Consider the following 22,461-nt stretch of genomic DNA (forward strand, 5'->3'; position numbering starts at 1 on the left):
GGGTGCCTCTCCTTCCGCGCGGCCGGCGTGGGGCGGCGGCCTGAGGTGTTGGGGGATCACGCCCGGCGGTAGACCGGCGGCCGTTTCTCCGTGAAGGCTTTCGAACCCTCCTTGGCGTCGGCGGTGTCGAAGACCGGCCAGCCGCGTTCGAGTTCGGACTTCAGGCCGTCGGACTCGGTCATCTCGGCGGTCTCGTAGACGGACGCCTTGACCGCCTCGACGGCGAGCGGGCCGTTGGCGTTGATCAGCTCGGCGATCTCCAGGGCCTTCTCCAGCGCCGTGCCGTCCGGGACGACATGGCCGATCAGCCCGATCCGCGCCGCCTCCTCGGCCGGATAGGGGCGCCCGGTCAGCAGCATCTCCAGGGCGTGGGTGCGGGGCAGTTGGCGGGCCAGCCGTACGGTGGAGCCGCCGATGGGGAACAGCCCGCGCCGGACCTCGAAGAGCCCGAAGGTGGCGCCGCTGCCCGCGACCCGGATGTCGGTGCCCTGAAGGATCTCGGTGCCGCCCGCGACACAGGGGCCCTCGACAGCGGCGATCACCGGCTTGCGTGGCCGATGGTGGCGGAGCATCGCCTTCCAGTGCAGATCGGGGTCGGCCGCGAGGCGGTCGCGGACGTGCTGCCCGTCCATCCGGCCGCCGCCCGCGAGCGCCTTGAGGTCCATTCCCGCGCAGAAGGCCCCACCGGCGCCGGTGAGCACCACGGAGCGCACGGCGTCGTCCTCGTCGGCCTCGGTCCAGCCGTCGTACAGCCCGACCAGCATCGGCAGCGAGAGCGCGTTCCTGGCCTCCGGCCGGTTCAGGGTGAGCACCAGGGTCGCGCCGACGCGCTCGACGATGAGGTGTTCGGTCCCGCTTGTCACGACGTCCTCCCGTCTCGAGACCTAGAACAGGTTGCAGCAGGGGAAGGCCGACTTCAAGAGAAATCTGATGCTCAGTCAGATTTCTTCGGCCGGGGGCCTTCCCACCTCACCCCCGCGCGGCTCTAATGAGCGCCGAGCCGCCGGATCGAGGGGTCAGGAGGAGCCATGGAGTACAACCTTGCCGACCTGTTCGAGTCGATCGTCGACACGGTGCCAGGCAGAGAGGCGCTGGTGTACCTGGACCATCCCGGCACCGGAGCCGAGCGGCGGCTCACCTACGCCCAGCTCGACGCGGCCGCCAACCGGCTCGCCCACCATCTGCGGGACAGCGGTATCGCCCCGGGCGAGCATGTCGGACTGCATCTGTGCAACGGCGTGGAGTACCTCCAGACCGCTCTGGCCTGCGTGAAGATCCGGGCGGTGCCGGTGAACGTCAACTACCGCTACGTGGAAGACGAGTTGGTCTATCTCTACCGCGACGCGGACCTGGCCGCACTGGTCTACGACGCCGAGTTCGGCGAGCGGGTGGCCGCCGCGCTGCCGCACACCGACAGCCTGCGCCATCTGGTGCGGGTCGGCACCGGGGGCGGCCCCCGTACGTCCGTGGCGTTCGCCGACGCCGAGGCGTCCGGGTCACCCGAGCGCGGCTTTCCGGCACGGTCCGCCGACGACCGCTTCATCATCTACACCGGCGGCACCACCGGTATGCCCAAGGGCGTGATGTGGCGGCAGGAGGACCTCTTCTTCTCCGGGCTGGGCGGCGGCGCGCCGACCGGCCGGCCCGTCGGGCGCCCGGAGGAACTGGCCGAGCGGGTGGCCACGGGCGGCGAGGGGCTGGTCTTCTTCCCCACCCCGCCGCTGATGCACGGCACCTCCACCCTTACGGCCTTCATCGCGTTCAACTTCGGTCAGAAGGTGGTGGTGCACCGAAAGTTCGTCCCCCAGGATGTCCTGAGGACGGTCGAGAAGGAGAAGGTCACCACCGTCTCGCTGGTCGGCGACGCGATGCTGCGCCCCCTGGTGGACGCCCTGACCGGCCCCCTCAAGGGCACCGACCTCTCCTCCCTGCTCAGCGTCAGCAGCTCGGGCGCGATCCTGTCGGAGACCGTACGCGCCCAGTTCGCCGAACTCGCCCCGCACACCCTGCTGCTGAACAACTTCGGCTCCTCGGAGTCCGGATTCAACGGCACGGCCACCGACGACTCCGGCCCCGAGAAGGGCTTCCGGCTGCACGTCAACGCCCGTACGACGGTGGTGGACCCCGCGACCCTCGCCCCGGTGGCCCCCGGCGAGCCCGGCCGGATCGCCCAGCGCGGCCATGTGCCGCTCGGCTACTACAACGACGCGAAGAAGACCGCCGAGACGTTCTTCGAGGCGGACGGGGAGCGCTGGGTGCTGCTGGGCGACATGGCCACCGTCGACGAGCAGGGCGTGATCACCGTTCTCGGGCGCGGTTCGCAGTGCATCAACACCGGCGGCGAGAAGGTCTACCCCGAAGAGGTCGAACAGGCCCTGAAGGCCCATCCGGACGTATACGACGCCCTGGTGGCGGGCGTCCCCGACCCCCGCTGGGGCCATCGCGTCGCGGCCGTCGTCCAGCCCCGGACACAACCGTCCGGCCTCACGGCCGACGCGATCCGCGAACACTGCCGGGAGCGGCTCGCGGGCTACAAGATCCCGCGTACGGTCGTCTTCACGGACCGCATCCAGCGCTCGCCCAGCGGCAAGGCGGACTATCGCTGGGCGCGGGCGGTGGCGCAGGAGGCGGACGGGGACAGCCGGCACGGCTGAACCGTTGCGCACGGCGGCGGCTGACCCGTTCCGCAACGCGGCCTGCGCCCCCTCCGCACGGCGGCCTGAACCGTTCCGCACCACGGCTGACCCTCCGCACCACGGCTGGGCCGCTCCGCACCACGGCTGGGCCGCTCCGCCCTGCGATCAGGGCCTGTCCGGCGGATGGTGACGCCTGCGGCGGGCTGTTTTCCCACCCCGCCCCTTCCCGCAGCAGCATCGATATGCGGCTCCGCCGCGTGGTGGGGCTCCGCCCCAGACCCCCGCCGCCCAGGGGGCCTTCCGGAAACCGGGGCTCGTCCCAAACCCCCGCGGTCCGGGGGCGAAGCCCCCGGTAACGGGAAGGGACGAGGAACCAATCCAGCCCCTCCGGCGCTAGAGAAGCGGGGGCTGGAGGCCAGGCCCCGATTTCGAGGAAGGGGCCGGGCGCGATCCAGCCCCTCCGGCGCTTGAGGAGCGGAGACCCGGCCGGGGGCCAGGCCACGGTTTGAGGGAGGGGCGGGGGAGCCGATCCAGCCCCTCCGGCGTTTGAGGAGCGGGGGCCAGGGGCGGAGCCCCAGCCGGGGGCCGGGGGCCGGGCCCCCGGTTTCGGGGAGGGGCGGGTAGGGGAAAGATCCGCCGGGCGCCTCGTAAGGCTGACCCTCGTAACCAACCCGCACCGCCCCCTTACCGCGCCCCCCGCTCACACACCGACGGCAGCGACCGCCCCAGCGCCACACTGTGCAGCGCATCCAGGTGCCGCCCATGGACCACCGCCACGGCCCCGGCCGTAAGGCGTCCCACGCAGGAGGGCGCCTCCCGCACGGCTGCCGAGTCCGCGATGGCGCGCACGAGTTCGCCGTTGATCCGGTTGATCTCCAGCCGGATCCGCCCGAGGTCGGGGCGTTCGGTGGGCGCCTGTGCGGGGTCGGCGTCCCAGCGGCGGTAGAGGCCGCGCTGGACGACCTTGCTGGCCTCGATCTGGTCGCGGAAGATCCTCGACGTCGCCACGGGGTCGGCGCCCAACTCCTCGGCCTGCCGGGCCACATCGTCCAGCACCTCCCGCTCCCGGGCCGGGTCGTCGATCGGGCTGTCCGTGCCCCACTTCGCGGCGGCGACCTCATCGGCCACCAGCACCCGCTGTGCGGACAGCTCGACCAGCGGCCGCAGGGTGCCGTGGACACGGACCGGACCGGCCGGAGCGGCGAAGGCGGCGGTGGCCCCCGTGGCCAGCACGGCGGTGGCCAGCGCGGCGATCAGCGCATGACGCGGGGACAGATGCGGTCGCATAGGCGGGGGTTCCTCTCTCGGCGGTACGTGCGGCCCGAGGCGTCGCCCCGGCGGCCCGGCGGCATCGCCCCGGCGGCCCGGGGCGACCGACGGGTTCTGGAACGATAGGACGCCGCACCGTCGGCACGCCACGGGGCCGGTCCCGCGGATAAGCGGGACCGGCCCCGTGGCGCGATGGCCGGATCCGGCGGCACTGGCACTCACCGGGCCGACCGGCCCCCAGGCTCACTGCGATTGCGCACCCTCCCAGTACGGCGCCCGCAGCCGCCGCTTGTAGAGCTTGCCGTTGGGGTCGCGCGGCATCTCCACGACGAAGTCCACCGACTTGGGGCATTTGTAGCCCGCCAGCCGAGTCGTGCAGTGGGCGAGGATCTCGGCGGCCAGATCGAGCCCCGGCGCATGCCCCTCGACGGGTTCCACGACCGCGATGACCTGCTCGCCCCAGTCCTCGTGGGGAATCCCGAAGGCCGCGGCGTCGGCGACGGCCGGATGGGTGAGCAGCGCGGCCTCGATCTCGGCGGGATAGATGTTGACCCCGCCCGAGATGATCAGGTCGATCTTGCGGTCGCGGAGGTAGAGATAGCCGTCGTCGTCCAGGAGACCGAGGTCGCCGACGGTGAAGAAGTCGCCGATGCGGTTCTTCTCGGTCTTGCTCTTGTCCTTGTGGTAGGCGAAGCCCCCGGTGCTCATCTTCATATAGACGGTGCCGAGTTCACCGGCCGGGAGCCGGGTGCCCTCGTCGTCGAAGATGGCCAGCTCGCTGATGGGCCAGGGGCGGCCGACGGTCCCCGGCTTCTTCAGCCAGTCCTCGGCGGTGGCGAAGGCGCCGCCGCCCTCGCTGGCCGCGTAGTACTCCTCGACACAGCCGCCCCACCACTCGATCATCGCGCGCTTGACATGATCGGGGCAGGGTGCGGCGCCATGGATGGCATGGCGCATCGAGGAGACGTCATACGACCGCTTGACCTCGTCGGGGAGGGCGAGCAGCCGGTGGAACTGGGTCGGCACCATATGGGTGTGCGTACAGCGGTAGGTGTCGATGAGGCGCAGCATCTCCTGGGGCGTCCACTTGTCCATGAGCACCAGGGGGTGGCCGATGTGCAGCGACGAGCTCGCGAACTGTAGTACGGCGGTGTGGTAGAGCGGTGAGCACACCAGATGGACGTGGTCGGGCTCCTCGGAGCGCGGTGTGATGCCGAAGAAGCGCAGAAAGCCGCCGAGGTGGCTCTCCTCGGGGAGCTTTCCGTTCAGCGCACGGCGGATGCCGCGCGGACGGCCCGTGGTGCCGGAGGTGTAGTTCATGACCCAGCCCAGCTCGCGCTCGGCGGGCGGCTCCTCCGGCTGCCCCTCGATGAGCTCGGCGTACGGCCGGAAGCCGTCGATGGAGCCGACCGCGTAGCGATGGGTCGCGGGCAGCCCCGCCTCGTCGGCGGCCGCGGCCGCCTGCCCGCCGTAGCGCTCATGGGCGATCAGCACCTTGGCGCCGGAGTCGGAGACGATCCAGGCGATCTCGGGGCCGACCAGATGGTGGTTGACCGGCACCAGATAGAGCCCGGCCTGAGTGGCGGCGAGGGCGGCGACGAAGAACTCCACCCCGTTGGGCAGGACGACCGCCAGGGCGTCGCCGCGTCGCAGCCCGGCGGCGCGCAGCCCGGCGACGAGCCGGTTGCACGCGCTGTGCAGCCGCCCGGCGGTCCACTCCTCACCGTCCGGGGCGATGAGCACGGTGCGGTCGGGCTCGAGCGCGGCCTGGGCCCAGAAGCCGTTGGGTGTAGGGGACATGGCGGTCCGGTCCTCCTTCTGACGGCGGTGTCAGGCGGTGTGGGACGAGGTCAGGCGGTGTGGGACGAGATCAGGCGAGGTCAGGCGGGTTCGGCAGGCGCGGTCAGGCGCGCTTGGCGATGCGGATGACGCGGTCGATGGCGCGCTCGAAGCCGCGGGTCAGATCGTCGAAGACGGCCTGGACCGGGCGGACCTCGTCCATCCGGCCGACGATCTGGCCGACCGGCGTGCCGAGCAGCGGTTCCACCTCGTGCTTCTGGATGCGGGAGACGGCCTCGGCGACCAGCAGTCCCTGGAGCGGCATGGGCAGCGGGTCCGGGCCGGCCGGGTCCTCCCAGGCGTCGGTCCACTCGGTGCGCAACTGGCGGGCGGGTTTGCCGGTGAGGGCGCGGGAGCGCACGGTGTCCCCGGATCCGGCCGCCAGCAGCTTGCGGATGAGGGCCGCCGAATGCAGTTCGGCCTCCTCGGTGGTGAGCCAGAGGGAACCGATCCAGACGCCCTGGGCGCCCAGCGCCAGCCCGGCGGCGATCTGCTCACCGCTGCCGATGCCGCCCGCGGCGAGCACGGGCAGCGGGTCCACGGCCCGCACCACCTCGGGGGTGAGCACCATGGAGGCGATCTCGCCGGTGTGGCCGCCCGCCTCGTACCCCTGGGCGACGATGACATCGAGCCCCGCCTCCTTGTGGTGGAGGGCGTGACGGGCGCTGCCCGCGAGGGCGGCCACCAGGATGCCGTGGTCATGGGCGCGGGCGACGACATCGGCCGGGGGCGAGCCCAGGGCGTTGGCCAGGAGTTTGACGGGGTAGTCGAAGGCGACGTCGAGCTGACTGCGGGCCACCTCCTCGAGCCAGCCGGTGATCCGCCAGCCGGACGCCTCGCCCTCGGCCAGCTCGGGGACGCCGTGCCCCGCGAGGGTGTCCCGGACGAACGCGCGGTGGCCTTCGGGGATCATCGCCTCGATATCGGCCTCGGTGACCCCCTCCACCTTCTTCGCGGGCATCACGACGTCCAGGCCGTAGGGCTTGCCGTCGGCGTGCGCCTCCATCCAGTCGAGGTCGCGGGCCAGCTCCTCGCCCGCGCCGTAGCGGACCGCGCCGAGCACACCGAAGCCACCGGCCCGGCTGATCGCCGCGGCCACGGCGGGGAACGGCGTGAAGCCGAAGACGGCGTGCTCGACACCCAGCCTTGTGCTCAGCTCCGTCTGCATGGTCGGCAGGATGCCGCAGGGCGGCGGACGAGGGAAGAGTTTTTCTGACGCTACGTCAGATTCGATGAAAGAAAAGCGCTTCCCAGGCCGTCCGCGGGACTCTCCGGGGACTTTCGGGCGTCACCTCCCCAGCACCGCCATGGCCGCGTTGTGTCCAGGAATTCCGCTCACCCCGCCGCCGCGCACCGCCCCCGCGCCGCACAGCAGCACATTGGCGTGGCGCGTCTCCACGCCCCAGCGGCCGGTGCCCTCCTGGCCGTACGGGAAGGCCAGATCCCGATGGAAGATGTTGCCGCCGGGCAGCCGCAGCTCGGCGTCCAGGTCCAGCGGGGTCTTGGCCTCGATGCACGGCCGGCCGTCGGCGTCATGGGCGAGACAGTCGGTGATCGGCTCGGCGAGATGCGCGTCCAGCTCCGCGAGGGTGGCGCGCAGCAGCTCGGTGCGTGCCGCGTCGTTGTCCTCGGTGAACAGCCGGGCGGGGGTGTGCAGTCCGAACAGGGTCAGGGTCTGATAGCCCTCGCGGGCCAGCTCCGGGCCGAGGATCGACGGATCGGTCAGCGAGTGGCAGTAGATCTCCGACGGCGGCCGGTGCGGCAGCTCCCCCGCGGCCGCCTGGCGGTACGCGTCCTCCAGGGCGCCATACCCCTCGGCGATGTGGAACGTCCCGGAGAACGCCTCGCGCGGGTCCACCTCGCGGTCGCGCAGCGCGGGCAGCCTGCGCAGCAGCATGTTCACCTTGAGCTGGGCCCCTTCCGCGGGCGGAGCGGGCGGCTCCTCGCCCAGCAGCCGGGCCAGCTCGCGCGGTGCGGCCCCGACGAGCACATACCGGGCGGCCGCGGTCCCCTCCCCCGCCTCGCCCTCGTACCGCACCTCGGCCGAGGTGCCGTCGGTGGCGATCGCGGTGACCTCGCGCCCGGTCGCGATCCGGGCGCCCGCCGCGCGGGCGGCGTCGGCGAGGGCGTCGGTGAGCGCGCCCATGCCGCCGACGGGGACGTCCCAGTCGCCGGTGCCGCCGCCGATCACGTGGTAGAGGAAGCAGCGGTTCTGCCGCAGCGACGGGTCGTGGGCCCGGGCGAAGGTGCCGATGAGCGCGTCGGTGAGGACCACGCCCCGGATGAGGTCGTCGTCGAACGCCGCCTCGACCGCCTCCCCCAGCGGCCGCTCGAACAGCGTCTGCCACGCCGCGTCGTCCCCGATCCGCGTCCGCAGCTCCTCCCGGGTGGGCAGCGGCTCGGTCAGCGTGGGGAAGACGCGCTCGGCGACGCGCTGGGTCATGCCGTAGAAGCGCTGCCACGACTCGTACTCCCGCTCCGAGCCGGTCAGCCGCGCGAACGCGGCACGCGTCCGGGCGGAGGAGCCTGCGTCCACCAGCAGCCCGGTGTGGCGCCCGCCCCGGACCTCGGGCGTGTACGAGGACACCGCGCGCTTGCGCACCGCGAAGCGCAGTCCGAGGTCGTCGACGATCCGCCGCGGCAACAGGCTGACCAGGTAGGAGTAGCGCGAGAGCCGTGCGTCCACGCCGGGGTAGGGCCGGGTGGACACGGCGGCGCCACCGGTGTGACCGAGGCGCTCGAGCACCAGCACGCTCCGCCCGGCGCGGGCGAGATACGCGGCGGCGACCAGACCGTTGTGACCGCCGCCGACGATGACGACGTCATACGCATCGCTGTGAGACATGCCCTCTGGTTAGCACGCGCTGATCGCCGGGGCCAGGGCGCCGCAGGTCACCCCAGCCGCGCCCGCAGTCCCCGCGCTTGGGCCGTGGCCACGGCCTAGGCCGTCCCGGCCGCCTGGGCCCGCTCGGCCGCCTCGCCCGGATCCGCCGCCTAGACCTTCCCGGCCGCCGCCTCGCCCGGCCCCGCCGCCTCGACCATGGCCGCCACTCAGGCCCACTCGGCCCCCTCGCCCGGCCCTGCCCCTGGGCCGTGGCAGCCACCTAGGCCCACTCGGCCCTCTCGCCCGACCCCGCGGCCTCGACCATGGCCGCCACCTAGGCCCACTCGGCCGCCTGGACCCGCTCGGCCGCCTGGACCCGCTCGGCCGCCTCGGGCGTCCCGCCCGGCCCCGCCGCCTCGACCATGGCCGCCACCTAAGCCCACTCGGCCACCCAGGCCCGCTCGGCCACCTAGGCCCACTCGGCCCTCTCGCCCGGCCCCGCCGCCTCGACCATGGCCGCCACCTAAGCCCGCTCGGCCAACCTGGACCCGCTCGGCCGTCCCGTCCGGCCCCGCCGCCTCGGCCATGGCCCCCGCCTAAGCCCACTCGGCCGCCCAGACCCTCCCGGCCGCTCGGCCCTCTCGGCCGCTAGGCCGTCTCGGCGCCCCGGCCCAGTCGCTCCAGGCAGTGGGCCTCGTCGCCGCGGCTGACGAGGGTGTCGGGATGGCCGGGGCCCAGGACGCGGGCGCGGGCTCGGGTCACCCGGCGGTAGCCGTCCAGGGCGTCGGACCAGCGGCCGAGCCAGCCCAGGGCGACGGCCACCTCACGACGGCTGACCAGGGTGTCCGGATGGTCGGGGCCCAGCGCGCGCTCGCGGAGGGCGCAGACCTCCCGTGCCTCGGTCAGCGCCTCCTCCCAGCGGCCCAGCCGGCCGAGGCTGACGCCGAGGCCGTGCCGGGCGCGCAGGGTCTCCGGATCGGCCCGGCCGTGGGCGCGGGTGCGGTCCCCGACGAGGGCGCGGTAGACCGTGAGGGCCTCCACACCGCGGTCCAGCCTCCCCAGGCCGACGCCGATCTCATAGCGGGCGGCGAGGGTGTCGGGATGGTCGGGGCCCAGCACCCGGGCGCGCGCGGCGGCCACCTCGCGAAAGATGCCCAGGGCCTCCCGCCAGCGGTCGAGGCGGCCGAGGGCGTACGCCACCTCGTAGCGGGTGACCAGCGTGTCGGGGTGGTCGGGGCCCAGCACCCGGGCGCGCGCGGCGGCCACCCCCTCCGCCATGCGGTGCGCCTCCTCAAGGCGCCCCAGACAGCCCAGGTTGAAGGCGAGGTTGTGGCGGCAGCGCAGGGTGTCGGGGTGGTCGGCGCCCGTGGTGCGCTCGCGGGCGGCGAGCACGGCCACATAGAGGCGCTGGGCCTCGGTGAAGCGGCCGAGGCGGCCCAGGGTGAACGCGGCCTCCTGGCGGGCGGCGAGGGTGTCCGCGTGGTCGGGGCCCAGGACGCGCCGGCGGCCCGCCGCGACCCGCTCGTACTCGCGCAGCGCGTCGCCGGGGCGACCCAGGATCCCGAGGGCGAAGGCGGTCTCGTAGCGGCTGGTGAGGGTGTCGGGGTGGTCGGCGCCCAGCGCGCGCTCGCGCTCGGCGGCCACCGTACGGTGCGTGGCCACGGCCTCCTCCCAACGGCCCAGCCGCCCCAGATCCAGCGCGGCGCGGTGCCGGTCGGCGAGCCGGGCCCGGACCCCGGGCGGCGGCAGCGAGGGCTGAGCGGCGCCGCGGCCACCGGTCCAGGCGGCACCGGTGAGCGCGGCCGTGGCGTCGGGCGGGGTCGCCGACAGCAGTCCCACGCCGCCGGTGTGCGCCTTGGACCCGGTGGTCATGTCCCGGGCCCAGGCCGGAAGCCGGGGAGCCCGTGGTCCGGCGGCCGGAAGCGCGCCGCGCGGCGCGGGGACCGGCGGCGCCGTCGGCCACCGGGACGCGCGGGCCGGGGCGATCCGCCGGGCGAGCTCGGCGGCGTCGTGTGGACGGCCCTCCGGGGTCTTGGCCAGCAGATCGAGGACGGCCCGCTCGAACCGCTCGGGGAGTTCGGGCCGGTGGCCGCGCGGCGGGGCGGGCGGTGTGTGGCGGTGGCCGACGAGGACCGCCCAGGCGTCGTCGAGGGCGAACGGCGGCGCCCCCGTGGCCAGTTCGTAGAGCACACAGCCCAGGGAGTACAGATCGCTGCGATGGTCGACCGGGCCGCCCGCGATCTGCTCGGGCGACATGTAGTGCGGGGTGCCCATGGCGACGCCGGTGCCGGTGAGCCGGGAGGTGAAGCCGACGTCATGGCCGAGGCGGGCGATGCCGAAGTCGCAAAGCTTCACGGTGCCGTCGGTGAGCCGCATGATGTTGGCAGGCTTCAGATCGCGGTGCACCACGCCCTGGTCATGGGTGTAGGCGAGGGCCGCGGCGACCTGCTCCGCGATGTCCAGCACCTCGGGGACCGGCAGCGGGCGGCGCTCGTTGTCCTTCAGCAGCTCGCTGAGGTTACGGCCCTCCAGCAACTCCATGACCAGGTACAGCGCGCCCTCGTACTCGCCGAAGTCATGCACCACCGTGACCCCGCGGTGCTGAAGCGCGGCGGCCACCCGCGCCTCCCGGCGGAAGCGCTCCCGCACCACACCGGTGAACGAGGGGTCGTGGCGCGACCCCAGCGGTTTGAGGCATTTGACGGCGACGCGCCGGCCGAGCGACTCATCGCGCGCCCGCCACACCTCGCCCATTCCCCCGCGCCCGATCCGGTCCAGCAGCCGGTACCGGCCCTGGATCAGCCTGATGTCCGCCATGCTCCCCCTGCCTTGGCGGAAGTCAGCTTCCGCCGCCCCCGTGGAGACCGGCCGCGTGCGGCCGGGCCCCCGTCGCATCCCCGCTGTCCAGTATGGCCGCGTTTCTTCGCAGTTTGTAGGGCGAGGGGCGGCTGCCCGGTCCGAGCCGCTCGACCGCCCGCAAGATGTGCTTCGGCGGCAGTTGCCAGCGGGCCGTGGGCGGGATGCAGCGCAGCGCCGTGCCCATCGCCAGCAATCGGCGGGTGACCACGGGGGGCGGGGGTGCGGGGCGCCCGTACAGTTCGTGGGCGTACGGGGGCAGCGACCCGTAGGCGAGCGCGGCGAAGCGCCCCCAGATCGCCTCGCGCGCCGGGACGAGCAGGGCATGGACCGGGGGCCGCCGCAGAAAGGCGTCCACCTCGCGGGCCTCGGGGGTGTCGGCGAGTTGGGGGCGCACCTTGGTGAAGTACGCGGCGAGTGCCGCCGTATCGGCCGGTACGCCGGCGGGGTCGAGGCCGACCAGCCGGGCGGACACCACGTTCTCGGCGACATAGGCGTCCGCCTGGGCGTCGGTGAGCGGATAGCCGGAGCGCCGCATCACATGGAGGTACGAGTCGATCTCGGCGCAGTGCACCCACAAAAGCAGCTCGGGCTCGTCGACGCCGTACCGGACGCCGGTGACGGGGTCGGTGAGGGAGAGCCTGCGGTGAATGCCCCGGACCTTGGCGCCCGCCCGCTCGGCGGCCTCGGTGGTGCCGTAGGTGATGGTGGCGACGAACCGCGCGGTGCGCAGCAGCCTGCCCCAGGCGTCCTTGCGGAAGTCGGAGTTCTGGGTGACGCCGCGCACCGCGAGCGGATGCAGGGCCTGGAGGTACAGGGCGCGCACCCCGGCGATCCACATCACCGGGTCGCCGTGCATCTGCCAGGTGACCGACCTGGGGCCGTAGAGCCCCGGGTCGGCGTCCGATCCGCCCTGCCGTATGGCCACCGCCATGGCCACCACCTCCCGACGGCCAGCCTAGGAGGTGTCCGGCGGATCGTGACGCCTGCGGCGGCGGGCTGCTCCCTCTGCGGCTCCGCCGCGTGGTCCGCCGGACACCCCGTAGGCGGCGCCGGCCCCCTGGGCGGGACCCCCTGAAGGGCTCACTTCTTCAGGGGCTGGGTGAAGCGCAGCATATTGCCGGAGGGGTCGCGGAACGCGCAGTCGCGGACGCCGTAAGGCTGGTCCATGGGCTCCTGTAGCACCTCGCCGCCCGCGGCGCTGACGCGCTCGAAGGTGGCGTCGCAGTCGTCCGTCCCGAAGATGACACCGCGCAGCAGGCCCTTGGCCATCAGCTCCGCCATGACCTGTCTGTCCTCGGGCGAGGCGTTGGGGTCGGCGAGCGGCGGTTCCAGGACGATGTTGACGTCCGGCTGCGAGGGCGCCCCTACGGTCACCCAGCGCATTCCCTCGAACCCGACGTCGTTGCGGACTTCGAGGCCGAGGGCGTCGCGGTAGAAGGTGAGCGCCTTGTCGTGGTCGTCGACGGCGATGAAGCAACTGGAGAGTGTGATGTCCATGGGGCTCACGCTACGGCCGGGCGGCGGGACTCGCTTCTCCGTTCCTGACCGGTCGCGTGTGGATCTTGGCGATGCAGGCCGGGATGGCGGCGCCGTGGTCATGGCTCCGGGCCCGATAGTTGCTCGGGCTCTCGCCGACCAGTTGTGTGAAGCGCGAGCTGAACGACCCGAGCGAGGTACAGCCGACCGCGACGCAGACCTCGGTCACCGTGAGGTCGCCACGCCGCAGCAGCGCCTTGGCCCGCTCGATGCGCCGGGTCATCAGGTAGCTGTACGGCGTCTCGCCGAAGGCGGCGCGGAAGCTGCGGGAGAAGTGGCCCGGCGACATCAGGGCGCCATGCGCCAGCGCCGGGACGTCGAGCGGCTCGGCGTAGTCGCGGTCCATCCGGTCACGGGCCCGCCGCAGCCGGACGAGGTCATCGAGATCCTGCCGTTTCACCGGCTCAGTTTCCCACAGCGCCGGGGCCGGGGATGAGGACCTGAGGACCGACCGGCCGGAGGAAACCGCCGGCCGGACCGGTCAGGAATGGAGAAGCCCCGGTCACGTGGGTGCGGCTAGCGTCATGGTGGCGGCCCCGGCAGCCACGATCCGCGAACCGGACGTATTGTTCGAACCTGGTCGGATCGAGCCAGGCGACACCGCTGGAGATCGCGAAGGCGGCCCCGCCCGAACAGATGGAGACACGATGAGCATGGCCACGGACACGGACCAGCGGTCGCCTGTGCCCCACGCCGCCGACAGCCACGATCTGATCCGGGTGCACGGCGCGCGCGAGAACAACCTCAAGGACGTCAGCATCGAGATCCCGAAGCGCCGGCTGACGGTGTTCACCGGCGTCTCCGGCTCGGGCAAGAGCTCACTGGTGTTCACCACGATCGCCGCGGAGTCGCAGCGGCTGATCAACGAGACCTACAGCACTTTCGTGCAGGGCTTCATGCCGACCCTGGCGCGGCCCGAGGTGGACGTACTCGACGGACTGACCAGCGCGATCATCGTCGACCAGCAGCGGATGGGATCCGACCCCCGCTCCACCGTCGGCACCGCCACCGATGCCAACGCGATGCTCCGCATCCTCTTCAGCCGGCTCGGCGAGCCGCATATAGGCCCGCCCGGCGCGTTCTCCTTCAACGTGGCCTCGGTCTCGGCGAGGGGCGGGTTCACGGTCGACCGCGGCGCCGAGAAGACCAGGACCGAGACGGTGAGCTTCAGCCGCACCGGCGGCATGTGCACGCACTGCGAGGGCCGGGGCTCGGTCTCCGACATCGACCTCACCCAGCTCTACGACGACTCCAAGTCGCTCGCCGAGGACCCGTTCACCATCCCCACCTACACCGGTGGCGGCTGGGTCGTGCGGGTCATCACCGAATCGGGCTTCTTCGACAAGGACAAGCCGATCCGGGAGTACACCAAGAAGGAGCGGCACGACTTCCTCTACCGCGAGCCCACCAAGGTGAAGATCAACGGAGTCAACCTCACCTACGAGGGGCTGATCCCGAAGATCCAGAAGTCGTTCCTCGCCAAGGACCGCGAGTCGATGCAGCCGCATATCCGGGCGTTCGTGGACCGGGCGGTCACCTTCGCCGAGTGTTCCGAATGCGGCGGCAGCCGGCTCAGCGAGCTGGCCCGCTCCGCCCGGATCGGCAAGATCAACATCGCCGAGGCATGCGCGATGGAGATCCGCGATCTGGCCGAATGGGTCCGCCAACTGGACGAGCCGTCGGTGGCGCCGCTGCTCGCCAAGGTGCAGCACACCCTCGACTCGTTCGTGGAGATCGGCCTCGGCTACCTCTCGCTCGACCGGGCCTCGGGCACGCTCTCCGGCGGCGAGGCGCAGCGCGTCAAGATGATCCGCCACCTCGGCTCCTCGCTCACCGATGTCACCTACGTCTTCGACGAGCCCACCATCGGCCTGCACCCGCATGACATCCAGCGGATGAACGATCTGCTGCTGCGGCTGCGGGACAAGGGCAACACGGTGCTGGTGGTGGAGCACAAGCCGGAGACGATCGCCATCGCCGACCATGTCGTGGACCTCGGCCCCGGCGCCGGTACGGCGGGCGGCACCGTCTGCTTCGAGGGCACCGTCGAGGGGCTGCGGGCGAGCGAGACCGTCACCGGCCGCCATCTCGACGACCGGGCCGGGCTCAAGGAGACGGTCCGCAAGGCCACCGGCACCCTGGAGATCCGCGGCGCGACGGCGAACAACCTGCGAAACGTCGACGTCGACATCCCGCTCGGCGTGCTCTGCGTCGTCACCGGCGTCGCCGGCTCCGGCAAGAGCTCACTCCTCCACGGTTCCATCCCGGCCCCGGAGGGTGTGGTCTCGGTGGACCAGACCCCGATCCGCGGCTCGCGCCGGAGCAACCCGGCGACGTACACCGGACTGCTCGACCCGATCCGCAAGGCGTTCGCGAAGGTCAACGGCGTCAAGCCGGCGATGTTCAGCGCCAACTCCGAGGGCGCCTGCCCCACCTGCAACGGCGCCGGTGTGATCTACACCGACCTGGCGATCATGCAGAGCGCCGCCACCACCTGCGAGGAGTGCGAGGGCAAGCGGTTCGAGGCATCGGTGCTGGAGTACCACCTCGGCGGCCGTGACATCAGCGAGGTGCTCGCGATGTCGGTGGCCGAGGCCGAGGAGTTCTTCGGCAGCGGTGAGGCGCGCACACCGGCGGCCCACAGGATCCTCCAGCGGATGTCGGACGTCGGACTCGGCTACCTCACCCTCGGCCAGCCGCTCACCACCCTCTCCGGCGGCGAGCGCCAGCGGCTCAAGCTGGCCGTCCACATGGCCGACAAGGGCGGCGACCGCCAGGTCTTCGTACTCGACGAACCGACCACCGGTCTGCACCTCGCCGACGTCGAGCAACTGCTCGGCCTGCTCGACCGGCTCGTCGACTCCGGCAAGTCGGTCATCGTCATCGAGCACCACCAAGCGGTCATGGCACACGCCGACTGGATCATCGACCTCGGCCCCGGTGCCGGTCACGACGGTGGCCGGATCGTCTTCGAGGGCACCCCCGCCGACCTCGTCGCCGAGCGCCCCACCCTCACCGGCGAACATCTCGCGGCGTACATCGGCGCCTGACCGAGGTGGCGGGCGCGGGCCACGAGAGCTCGCCGGAGCCGCGGTGTCGGTGATATCTCGGGGCTGTCGGTCCGCTGCCGGTGGCTTGTCGGCGCAGGACCGGTGGTTTGTCGGCGGAGGGCCACAGCCTTGCCGGAGAGCCTGCCGGGTGCCCATCCGGCGGGCATCCGACAGCCATCCGGCAGGCAAGGAATCAGCATGGCCACTCATGTCACGATCATCGGCGCCGGGCTCGGCGGGCTCACGCTCGCCCGCGTCCTGCACGTCCATGGCATCCCCGCCACCGTCTACGAGGCGGAGTCCTCGCCGACGGCGCGTACGCAGGGCGGGATGCTCGACATCCACGACTACAACGGCCAACTGGCGCTGCGGGCGGCCGGTCTGATGGACGAGTTCCACGCCATTGTCCTGGAGGGCCGTCAGGCGCTGCGGAGTCTCGACCGGGAGGGAAACGTCCTGGTCGACGAGGCCGACGACGGCACGGGCGGACGCCCCGAGGTGCAGCGCGGCGAGCTGCGGCAGTTGCTCCTCGACTCGCTCCCGGCGGGCACCGTCCGGTGGGGGCACAAGGTCGGCGATGTCCGGGCCCTCGGCGAGGGCCGCCATGAGGTGACCTTCGCCGACGGCGGCACCATCGTCACCAGCCTGCTGGTCGGCGCGGATGGCGCGTGGTCACGGGTCCGGCCGGTGCTTTCCACCGCGAGCCCCGGGTACGCCGGTACGTCGTTCGTCGAGACCTACCTGTTCGACGCCGCCACGCGGCACCCCGCTGCCGCGAAGGCGGTCGGTGGCGGGTCGATGTTCGCGGGCGACCATGGCACCCGGAAGATCGGGGCGCAACGCGAGAAGGACGAGACCCTGCACGTCTACGCGATGCTGTCCGAGCCGCTGGAGTGGTTCGGCGGTATCGACTTCGACGATCCCGCCGCGGCCGCCGCACAGGTGGCGCGGGCATTCGACGGCTGGGCACCGGAACTCACCGCCCTGATCACCGAGAGCGACACCGCACCGGTGTTGCGCCCCCTCTATTCGCTGCCGGCCGGGCACCGGTGGGACCGGGTGCCCGGGGTGACCCTGGTCGGCGACGCCGCCCACCTCATCCCCCCGAACGGCGAGGGCGCCAACCTGGCCATGCTGGACGGCGCCGACCTGGGTGAGGCCCTCGCCGCACACCCCGGCGACATCGAGACCGCGCTCTTCGCATACGAGCGAGTGATGTTCCCGCGCAGCGCCGAGCAGCTCGCGACAGCCGAGGACCCCGACCATCCCACCCTCCAGGACGTGATCAACATCTACGCCCTGGACGAGCAGCCCTCATGAGCCACCGGCCGAGACCGCCACGGTGACGGCCACTCCCGAAGTTTTCGCGGCGTCGGGTCAGTCTGGACCGGGCGCCGCGGCAAGGAGGGGAAGCCGGGTGTGGAACGCGGTGTCGCCCGGCACGCTGGCAAGCGTGACCGTGCCGCCGTGCGCCGCGATGACGGCCCGGACGATCGCCAGCCCCAGCCCGGTGCCCCCGGCGGTCCGGGCCCGCCCCGGGTCGGCGCGGGCGAACCGCTCGAACACCTCGTCCTGGAGCGCCTCGGAAACCCCCGGCCCGTCGTCCGCCACGCTGAGCTCCGCCCAGTCCCCGCCCACCGGTGCCAGCCTGACCGTGACCCGGGTGCCGGGCGGGGTGTGGGTACGGGCGTTGGCCAGCAGGTTGCCCACGACCTGTTGGAGACGGTGCTCGTCGCCGAGCACCGTCACCGGCTCCTCGGCCAGCTCCAGCGTCCAGCGGTGGTCCGGCCCCGCGGCGCGTGCGTCGCCCGTCGCGTCCAGCACCAGCCGGGTGAGATCGACCGGTCGGCGGGCCAGCGGCCGGCCCGCGTCGAGTCGGGCGAGCAGCAGCAGATCGTCCACGAGCGTGGACATCCGCTCCGACTCGGCCTGGATCCGCCCCAGCGCGTGCCGCACCTCATCCGGCACCGGACCCGGGTGGCGCAGCGCCAGCTCGGCGTGGCCGCGGATGGAAGCCACCGGGGTGCGCAGTTCATGGCTGGCGTCGGCGGCGAAGTGCCGCAGCCGCTCCTCGCCGGCCTGCCGGCGGGCCAGCGCGTCCCCGACATGGCCGAGCATCCGGTTGAGTGCGGTGCCCATCCGGCCCACCTCGGTGCGCGGATCGGTGTCCGGCACCGGCGGCGGCATGGCCACCTCACCGCTGGCCAGCGGCAGCTCGGCCACCCTGGTGGCGGTCGTGGTCACCCGCCGGAGCGGCCGCAGCGACAGGCGTACCCACAGTGCCCCGGCCACCCCGGTGACCAGCAATGCGCTGCCGAAGACCACGGTCTCCACGATCTCCAGCCGGTGCACGGTCTCCTCCACCGGCCGCAGCGGCAGCCCGGTGACCAGGACATCGCCGTCGTCCCCGTGGACGGCGACCACACGGTAGCCGCCGAGCGCGGACAGATGCACGCTGTGGCCGTCGCCGTCCACCGGCAGCTCCGCCAGGACCCGCCGGTCGGCGCCGGTCAGCGGTACGGCGGCGTCCGTCTGGTCGCGCACCACCGCCGCGTCGGTGGTCGTATCCCGCAGCAGCCGGGCGCCGAACGTGCGGTCCGACTGGCCGCGGGTGTCGGGCCGGTTGTCGGCGTCCGGGCGCCGCTCGCCGTGTTCCAGGCTGGCCGGGAACCGGCCTCCGGCCGCCGTCAACTGCTGGTCCAGCCGGCGCACCAGGAACCCCTCCAGGGCGAACACCGTGGTCAGCCCCACCGTCAGACTGGCCACCGCCAGCAGCACCACCAGCCCGGCGGTCAGCCGGGCACGCAGCGTACGGGGCAGCCCCGCGGGCAGCCGGCGCCTCATGAACCCTCCGCCTTCAGCACGTAGCCGACCCCGCGCACGGTGTGGATCAGCGGTGCCCTCCCCGCATCGATCTTCTTGCGCAGATAGCTGATGTACAGCTCGACCACATGGGCCTGGCCGCCGAAGTCATAGCTCCACACCCGGTCCAGGATCTGTGCCTTGGACAGCACCCGCCGGGGGTTGCGCATCAGGAACCTCAGCAGTTCGAACTCGGTGCGGGACAGCTCCACGGCCACACCCCCGCGGGTCACCTCCCGCGCCTGCTCGTCCATCACCAGATCCGCGACCACCAGCCGATCCTCGCCCGGCTCCCGCGCCATCCCGGCCCGCCGCAGCAGGCCGCGCAGCCGGGCCAGCACCTCCTCCAGGCTGAACGGCTTGGTCACGTAGTCGTCGCCGCCCGCGGTGATGCCCGCGATCCGGTCCTCGACCGCGTCGCGCGCGGTGAGAAAGAGCACACACACATCCGGCAGCCCGGCCCGCACCGCGCGCAGCACCGCGAGCCCGTCGGTGTCCGGCAGCATCCAGTCGAGCACCACCGCGTCCGGGCGGAACGCCCGCGCGGCGTCCAGCGCGGACGCGCCGTCGGCGGCGGTGCGGACCTCCCAGCCCTCGTAACGCAGCGCCCCCGACAGCACCTCGGTCAGATCGGGCTCGTCGTCGACGACGAGGACGCGGACCCGGGCACCGTCGGGCCTGTGCAGAAAACGGCTGGTGGTGTGCGTATCCATGATGCATCCAGCATCCCTCGCGGTGCGCCGTGCCGAGGCCCGCCCTTTCTCTGAGTTTCCTCTGAATCCGAACGCCTCCGTCCGGGTTCAGAGGGTTCTCAGAGCTTCACCGGTGACGCTGACCTGGCACATCACCGAGAGGACCGCCATGCCCAGCACGATGCCACCGGCCCCGGCCCCGGCCATGACCCGCCCGTCCCGGTCCGCACCGCGCCCGCCCAGCCCCGTCCCGGTGCTCGCGCACCTGACGATCTGGGGCGGGGCCGCCGCCGTCCTGGCGCTGTGGTGGAGCGACACCCCCTCGGTCGTCGGTGCCGCGGGCTGGCTGACCGGCGCGGGGCGGATCACCGGACTGCTCGCCGGCTACACATGCGCGATCCTCCTGCTGCTGATGGCGCGCGTACCGCTGCTGGACCGCGCCATCGGCACCGACCGGCTGGCCCGCTGGCATGCCATGGGCGGGCGATACACGATCTCGCTGGCCTGTGCTCACGTCCTGCTGATCATCTGGGGATACTCGCTGGAATCGCACACCGGCGTGGTGGGCCAGACCACCACCCTGGTCCTCCACTACCCGGACCTGCTCAAGGGCACGATCGGCTTCCTGCTGTTCCTCCTCACCGCGATCATGTCCGCGCGCGCCGTGCGCCGCCGCGTCCCGTACGAGACCTGGCACTTTCTGCACTTCGCGACCTATCTCGCGGTCTTCCTGGCCTTCGGGCACCAGCTCTCCGACGGGGCCGACTTCGTCGGCGACCGCCCCGCCCAGGCGGCCTGGTACGTCCTCTACATCGGAGTGGCGGCCCTGCTGGCCTGGTACCGGTTCGCCGTCCCGGTACGCCGGGCGCTGCGCCACCGGCTGTACGTCGCCGAGGTCCGGCCCGAGGCTCCGGGCGTCGTATCGGTGTACCTGTCGGGCAGCAGGCTGGCGGAGCTGCGCGCCGAACCCGGCCAGTTCTTCCGGTGGCGGTTCCTGACCCGCGGCCTGTGGTGGGCCGCCAACCCCTACTCCCTGTCGGCCGCCCCGCACCCCGCGTACCTGCGGATCACCGTCAAGGCGTCCGGCGGCCACAGCGCGGCCCTCGCCCATCTCCAGCCCGGCACCCGGGTGCTCGCCGAAGGCCCGTACGGCGCCTTCACCGCACGCCGCCGCCGCACCCGCAAGACCCTTCTTCTCGGCGGCGGCGTCGGGATCACCCCGCTGCGGACCCTCTTCGAGACGCTGCCCGGCGAGGTGATCCTCGTCTACCGGGCCCGGCGCCCCGAGGACCTGGCACTCCGTGCCGAACTGGACGGTGTGGCCGCCGCGCGCGGGGCGATCGTCCACTACGTCGTCGGCGAGCCGGCCGCCGGCTCCTCCCCGCTGACCGCCGGGGCACTGCGCGGCCTGGTGCCCGACCTCGCCGAACGCGATGTCTACCTGTGCGGCCCGCCGGGCATGACGGAGGCCGCGCTGCGCGCCCTGCATGACGCGGGGGTGCCGCGCCGCCGTGTCCACCACGAGTCGTTCGCGCTCTGAGTCCGACCCGCGCCGTACCCGAAGGAGACCCACCGTGCGCAAGGCCGCCGTCACCGCCGTCTCGACCGTGGCGGGCATCGTCCTGCTGCTGTCGCTCAAACCGCACCGGGACCCGGCCACGGCCATGGCTGAGTCGCCGCCACCCTCCGGGCCGGGCGCGTCGTCGTCCCGGTCGCCCGGCACCGGCCCGTCGAGAGCCTCGTCCCCCGCACCGACCGGGCACACGTCCTCGGGCGGCACGTCCGGCACGTACACCGGCGACGTGAGCGACACCGCGTACGGACCGGTCCAGGTGTCCGTCACGCTCTCGCACGGCAGGATCACCGCCGTCAAGGCGCTCCGGACACCGTCCGACCGCCCCCGCTCCCAGCAGATCGCCTCCGACGCCGTGCCGCGACTGACCCAGGAGGCGCTGCGTGCCCAGAACGCCCACATCGACGCGGTCTCCGGCGCCACCTACACCAGCGAGGGGTACACGCGGTCCCTACAGAGCGCACTGGACAAAGCCGGTGTCTGATGTGTCCGCCCCCGCGCGCGGGCTGCGTCACGTCGAGCACGCCATGGGCACGGTGTTCTCCTTCGATCTCCGTGACCCGGTCACCCGGCCCGTCCGCCGGGCGCTGGAGGAGGCCGTGGCCTGGTTGCACCATGTGGACGAGGTCTTCTCGACCTACCGGCCCGGCAGCGTGATCAGCCGCCTGGGCCGAGGCGAGCCGGTCCCTGAGCGGTACGGGCCGGAGGTGGCCGAGGTGTTCGCGCTGTGCGAGGAAGCGGCGCACACCACCGGCGGCTGGTTCAGCCACACCCCCGGCGGCCGACTCGACCCCTCCGGGATGGTCAAGGGCTGGGCGGTCGAACGGGTCTCGCGGATGCTGTACGCGGCGGGCGCGCGCAATACCTGCGTCAATGGCGGCGGCGACATCCAGTCGCGTGGCGAAGCCGCCCCGGGCACGCCCTGGCGGATCGGCATCGCCCACCCCGCCCGCCCCGGTGAGCTGGCCGCCGTGGTCACCGGAGGTGATCTGGCCGTCGCCACCTCGGGGACGGCCGAGCGCGGCGCGCATGTGCTGGACCCGCACACCGGCCGGCCCGCGACCGCCCTGCTCTCGCTCACCCTGACCGGCCGCCACCTCACCAGGACCGACGCCTACGCCACGGCCGCGTTCGCCATGGGCGCCGGGGCCCGTGACTGGGTCGAGGCGCTCGACGGCCACGAGGCTCTGGGGATCACCGCGGCGGGTGAGGTCTGGCGCACCCCAGGACTTCCCGTGGCCACCGGGGCGGGGCCGTGACGGACGGCGTCCGGTCAGGACCTCTTGGCCGTCCCCTCGGACGCGGTGTCCATACGTCCTCG

17 protein-coding genes are annotated in these 22,461 nt (G+C 72.8%); 6 read left to right on the plus strand and 11 right to left on the minus strand.

Going from position 1 to position 22,461, the window contains the following annotated elements:
• Positions 1-56: 56 nt before the first annotated feature.
• Positions 57-863 carry a crotonase/enoyl-CoA hydratase family protein gene (locus ACK1X7_RS06430; protein WP_361508385.1) on the minus strand — a complete coding sequence of 269 codons (807 nt, stop codon included), beginning with the start codon at positions 861-863 and terminating at the stop codon, positions 57-59.
• 165 nt (positions 864-1,028) lie between these two features.
• Between ACK1X7_RS06430 and ACK1X7_RS06435 the strand changes: the two genes are divergently transcribed.
• Positions 1,029-2,654 carry an acyl-CoA synthetase gene (locus ACK1X7_RS06435; RefSeq protein ID WP_385156579.1) on the plus strand — a complete coding sequence of 542 codons (1,626 nt, stop codon included), beginning with the start codon at positions 1,029-1,031 and terminating at the stop codon, positions 2,652-2,654.
• 666 nt (positions 2,655-3,320) lie between these two features.
• Here the strand turns inward: ACK1X7_RS06435 and ACK1X7_RS06440 are convergent.
• The 8 genes from ACK1X7_RS06440 to ACK1X7_RS06475 form a co-directional block, all read right to left on the minus strand.
• Positions 3,321-3,923, minus strand: a complete 603-nt coding sequence (locus tag ACK1X7_RS06440) for a chorismate mutase (RefSeq protein ID WP_385156582.1) — start codon at positions 3,921-3,923, stop codon at positions 3,321-3,323.
• Positions 3,924-4,148: 225 nt separating this feature from the next.
• On the minus strand, positions 4,149-5,705 hold the full coding sequence (locus tag ACK1X7_RS06445) for an acyl-CoA synthetase (protein WP_413114754.1): 1,557 nt from the start codon (positions 5,703-5,705) through the stop codon (positions 4,149-4,151).
• Positions 5,706-5,808: 103 nt separating this feature from the next.
• The gene (locus ACK1X7_RS06450; RefSeq protein WP_385153857.1) at positions 5,809-6,912 is read right to left on the minus strand and encodes an NAD(P)H-dependent flavin oxidoreductase; all 1,104 of its coding nucleotides are present in this window, start codon (positions 6,910-6,912) and stop codon (positions 5,809-5,811) included.
• Between the two features lie 120 nt (positions 6,913-7,032).
• On the minus strand, positions 7,033-8,589 hold the full coding sequence (locus ACK1X7_RS06455) for a phytoene desaturase family protein (RefSeq protein WP_385153854.1): 1,557 nt from the start codon (positions 8,587-8,589) through the stop codon (positions 7,033-7,035).
• 627 nt (positions 8,590-9,216) lie between these two features.
• Positions 9,217-11,385, minus strand: coding sequence for a tetratricopeptide repeat protein (locus ACK1X7_RS06460; RefSeq protein ID WP_390794625.1), 2,169 nt, complete (start codon positions 11,383-11,385; stop codon positions 9,217-9,219).
• Between the two features lie 22 nt (positions 11,386-11,407).
• Positions 11,408-12,358 carry an oxygenase MpaB family protein gene (locus ACK1X7_RS06465; RefSeq protein ID WP_413114755.1) on the minus strand — a complete coding sequence of 317 codons (951 nt, stop codon included), beginning with the start codon at positions 12,356-12,358 and terminating at the stop codon, positions 11,408-11,410.
• A gap of 149 nt (positions 12,359-12,507) precedes the next feature.
• Positions 12,508-12,924 carry a VOC family protein gene (locus tag ACK1X7_RS06470; RefSeq protein WP_216346699.1) on the minus strand — a complete coding sequence of 139 codons (417 nt, stop codon included), beginning with the start codon at positions 12,922-12,924 and terminating at the stop codon, positions 12,508-12,510.
• Positions 12,925-12,934: 10 nt separating this feature from the next.
• A complete protein-coding gene (locus ACK1X7_RS06475) occupies positions 12,935-13,363 on the minus strand; it encodes a helix-turn-helix transcriptional regulator (protein WP_385153845.1) in 429 nt (142 codons plus the stop codon).
• Between the two features lie 247 nt (positions 13,364-13,610).
• Here ACK1X7_RS06475 and ACK1X7_RS06480 point away from each other — a divergent pair, with 247 nt between their 5' ends.
• Positions 13,611-16,013, plus strand: coding sequence for an ATP-binding cassette domain-containing protein (locus tag ACK1X7_RS06480; RefSeq protein ID WP_398160558.1), 2,403 nt, complete (start codon positions 13,611-13,613; stop codon positions 16,011-16,013).
• A 198-nt stretch (positions 16,014-16,211) separates the two neighbouring features.
• Positions 16,212-17,333 (plus strand): FAD-dependent oxidoreductase, encoded by a 1,122-nt coding sequence (locus ACK1X7_RS06485; RefSeq protein WP_413114756.1) that lies wholly within the window; start codon positions 16,212-16,214, stop codon positions 17,331-17,333.
• Between the two features lie 57 nt (positions 17,334-17,390).
• Here the strand turns inward: ACK1X7_RS06485 and ACK1X7_RS06490 are convergent, their stop codons facing one another.
• Together ACK1X7_RS06490 and ACK1X7_RS06495 are read right to left on the minus strand one after the other, a co-directional pair.
• Entirely contained in the window at positions 17,391-18,857 is a 1,467-nt protein-coding gene (locus ACK1X7_RS06490) for a sensor histidine kinase (RefSeq protein WP_390794622.1), read from the minus strand.
• The gene (locus ACK1X7_RS06495) at positions 18,854-19,588 is read right to left on the minus strand and encodes a response regulator transcription factor (protein WP_385157462.1); all 735 of its coding nucleotides are present in this window, start codon (positions 19,586-19,588) and stop codon (positions 18,854-18,856) included. The genes ACK1X7_RS06490 and ACK1X7_RS06495 overlap by 4 nt, the downstream gene beginning before the upstream one ends.
• A 160-nt stretch (positions 19,589-19,748) precedes the next feature.
• Between ACK1X7_RS06495 and ACK1X7_RS06500 the strand changes: the two genes are divergently transcribed.
• The 3 genes from ACK1X7_RS06500 to ACK1X7_RS06510 are packed head-to-tail and all read left to right on the plus strand — an operon-like array spanning position 19,749 to position 22,399.
• Complete coding sequence (locus ACK1X7_RS06500; protein ID WP_413116853.1) at positions 19,749-21,107, plus strand: ferredoxin reductase family protein; 1,359 nt, start codon at positions 19,749-19,751, stop codon at positions 21,105-21,107.
• 34 nt (positions 21,108-21,141) lie between these two features.
• A complete protein-coding gene (locus ACK1X7_RS06505) occupies positions 21,142-21,624 on the plus strand; it encodes an FMN-binding protein (RefSeq protein ID WP_413114757.1) in 483 nt (160 codons plus the stop codon).
• Between the two features lie 43 nt (positions 21,625-21,667).
• Positions 21,668-22,399: an FAD:protein FMN transferase gene (locus ACK1X7_RS06510; RefSeq protein ID WP_390794655.1), complete on the plus strand. Its 732-nt coding sequence runs from the start codon at positions 21,668-21,670 to the stop codon at positions 22,397-22,399.
• Positions 22,400-22,461 lie beyond the last annotated feature (62 nt).

Source organism: Streptomyces sp. CY-1, assembly GCF_047218265.1.
In the GTDB taxonomy this organism is placed as follows: domain Bacteria; phylum Actinomycetota; class Actinomycetes; order Streptomycetales; family Streptomycetaceae; genus Streptomyces; species Streptomyces niphimycinicus.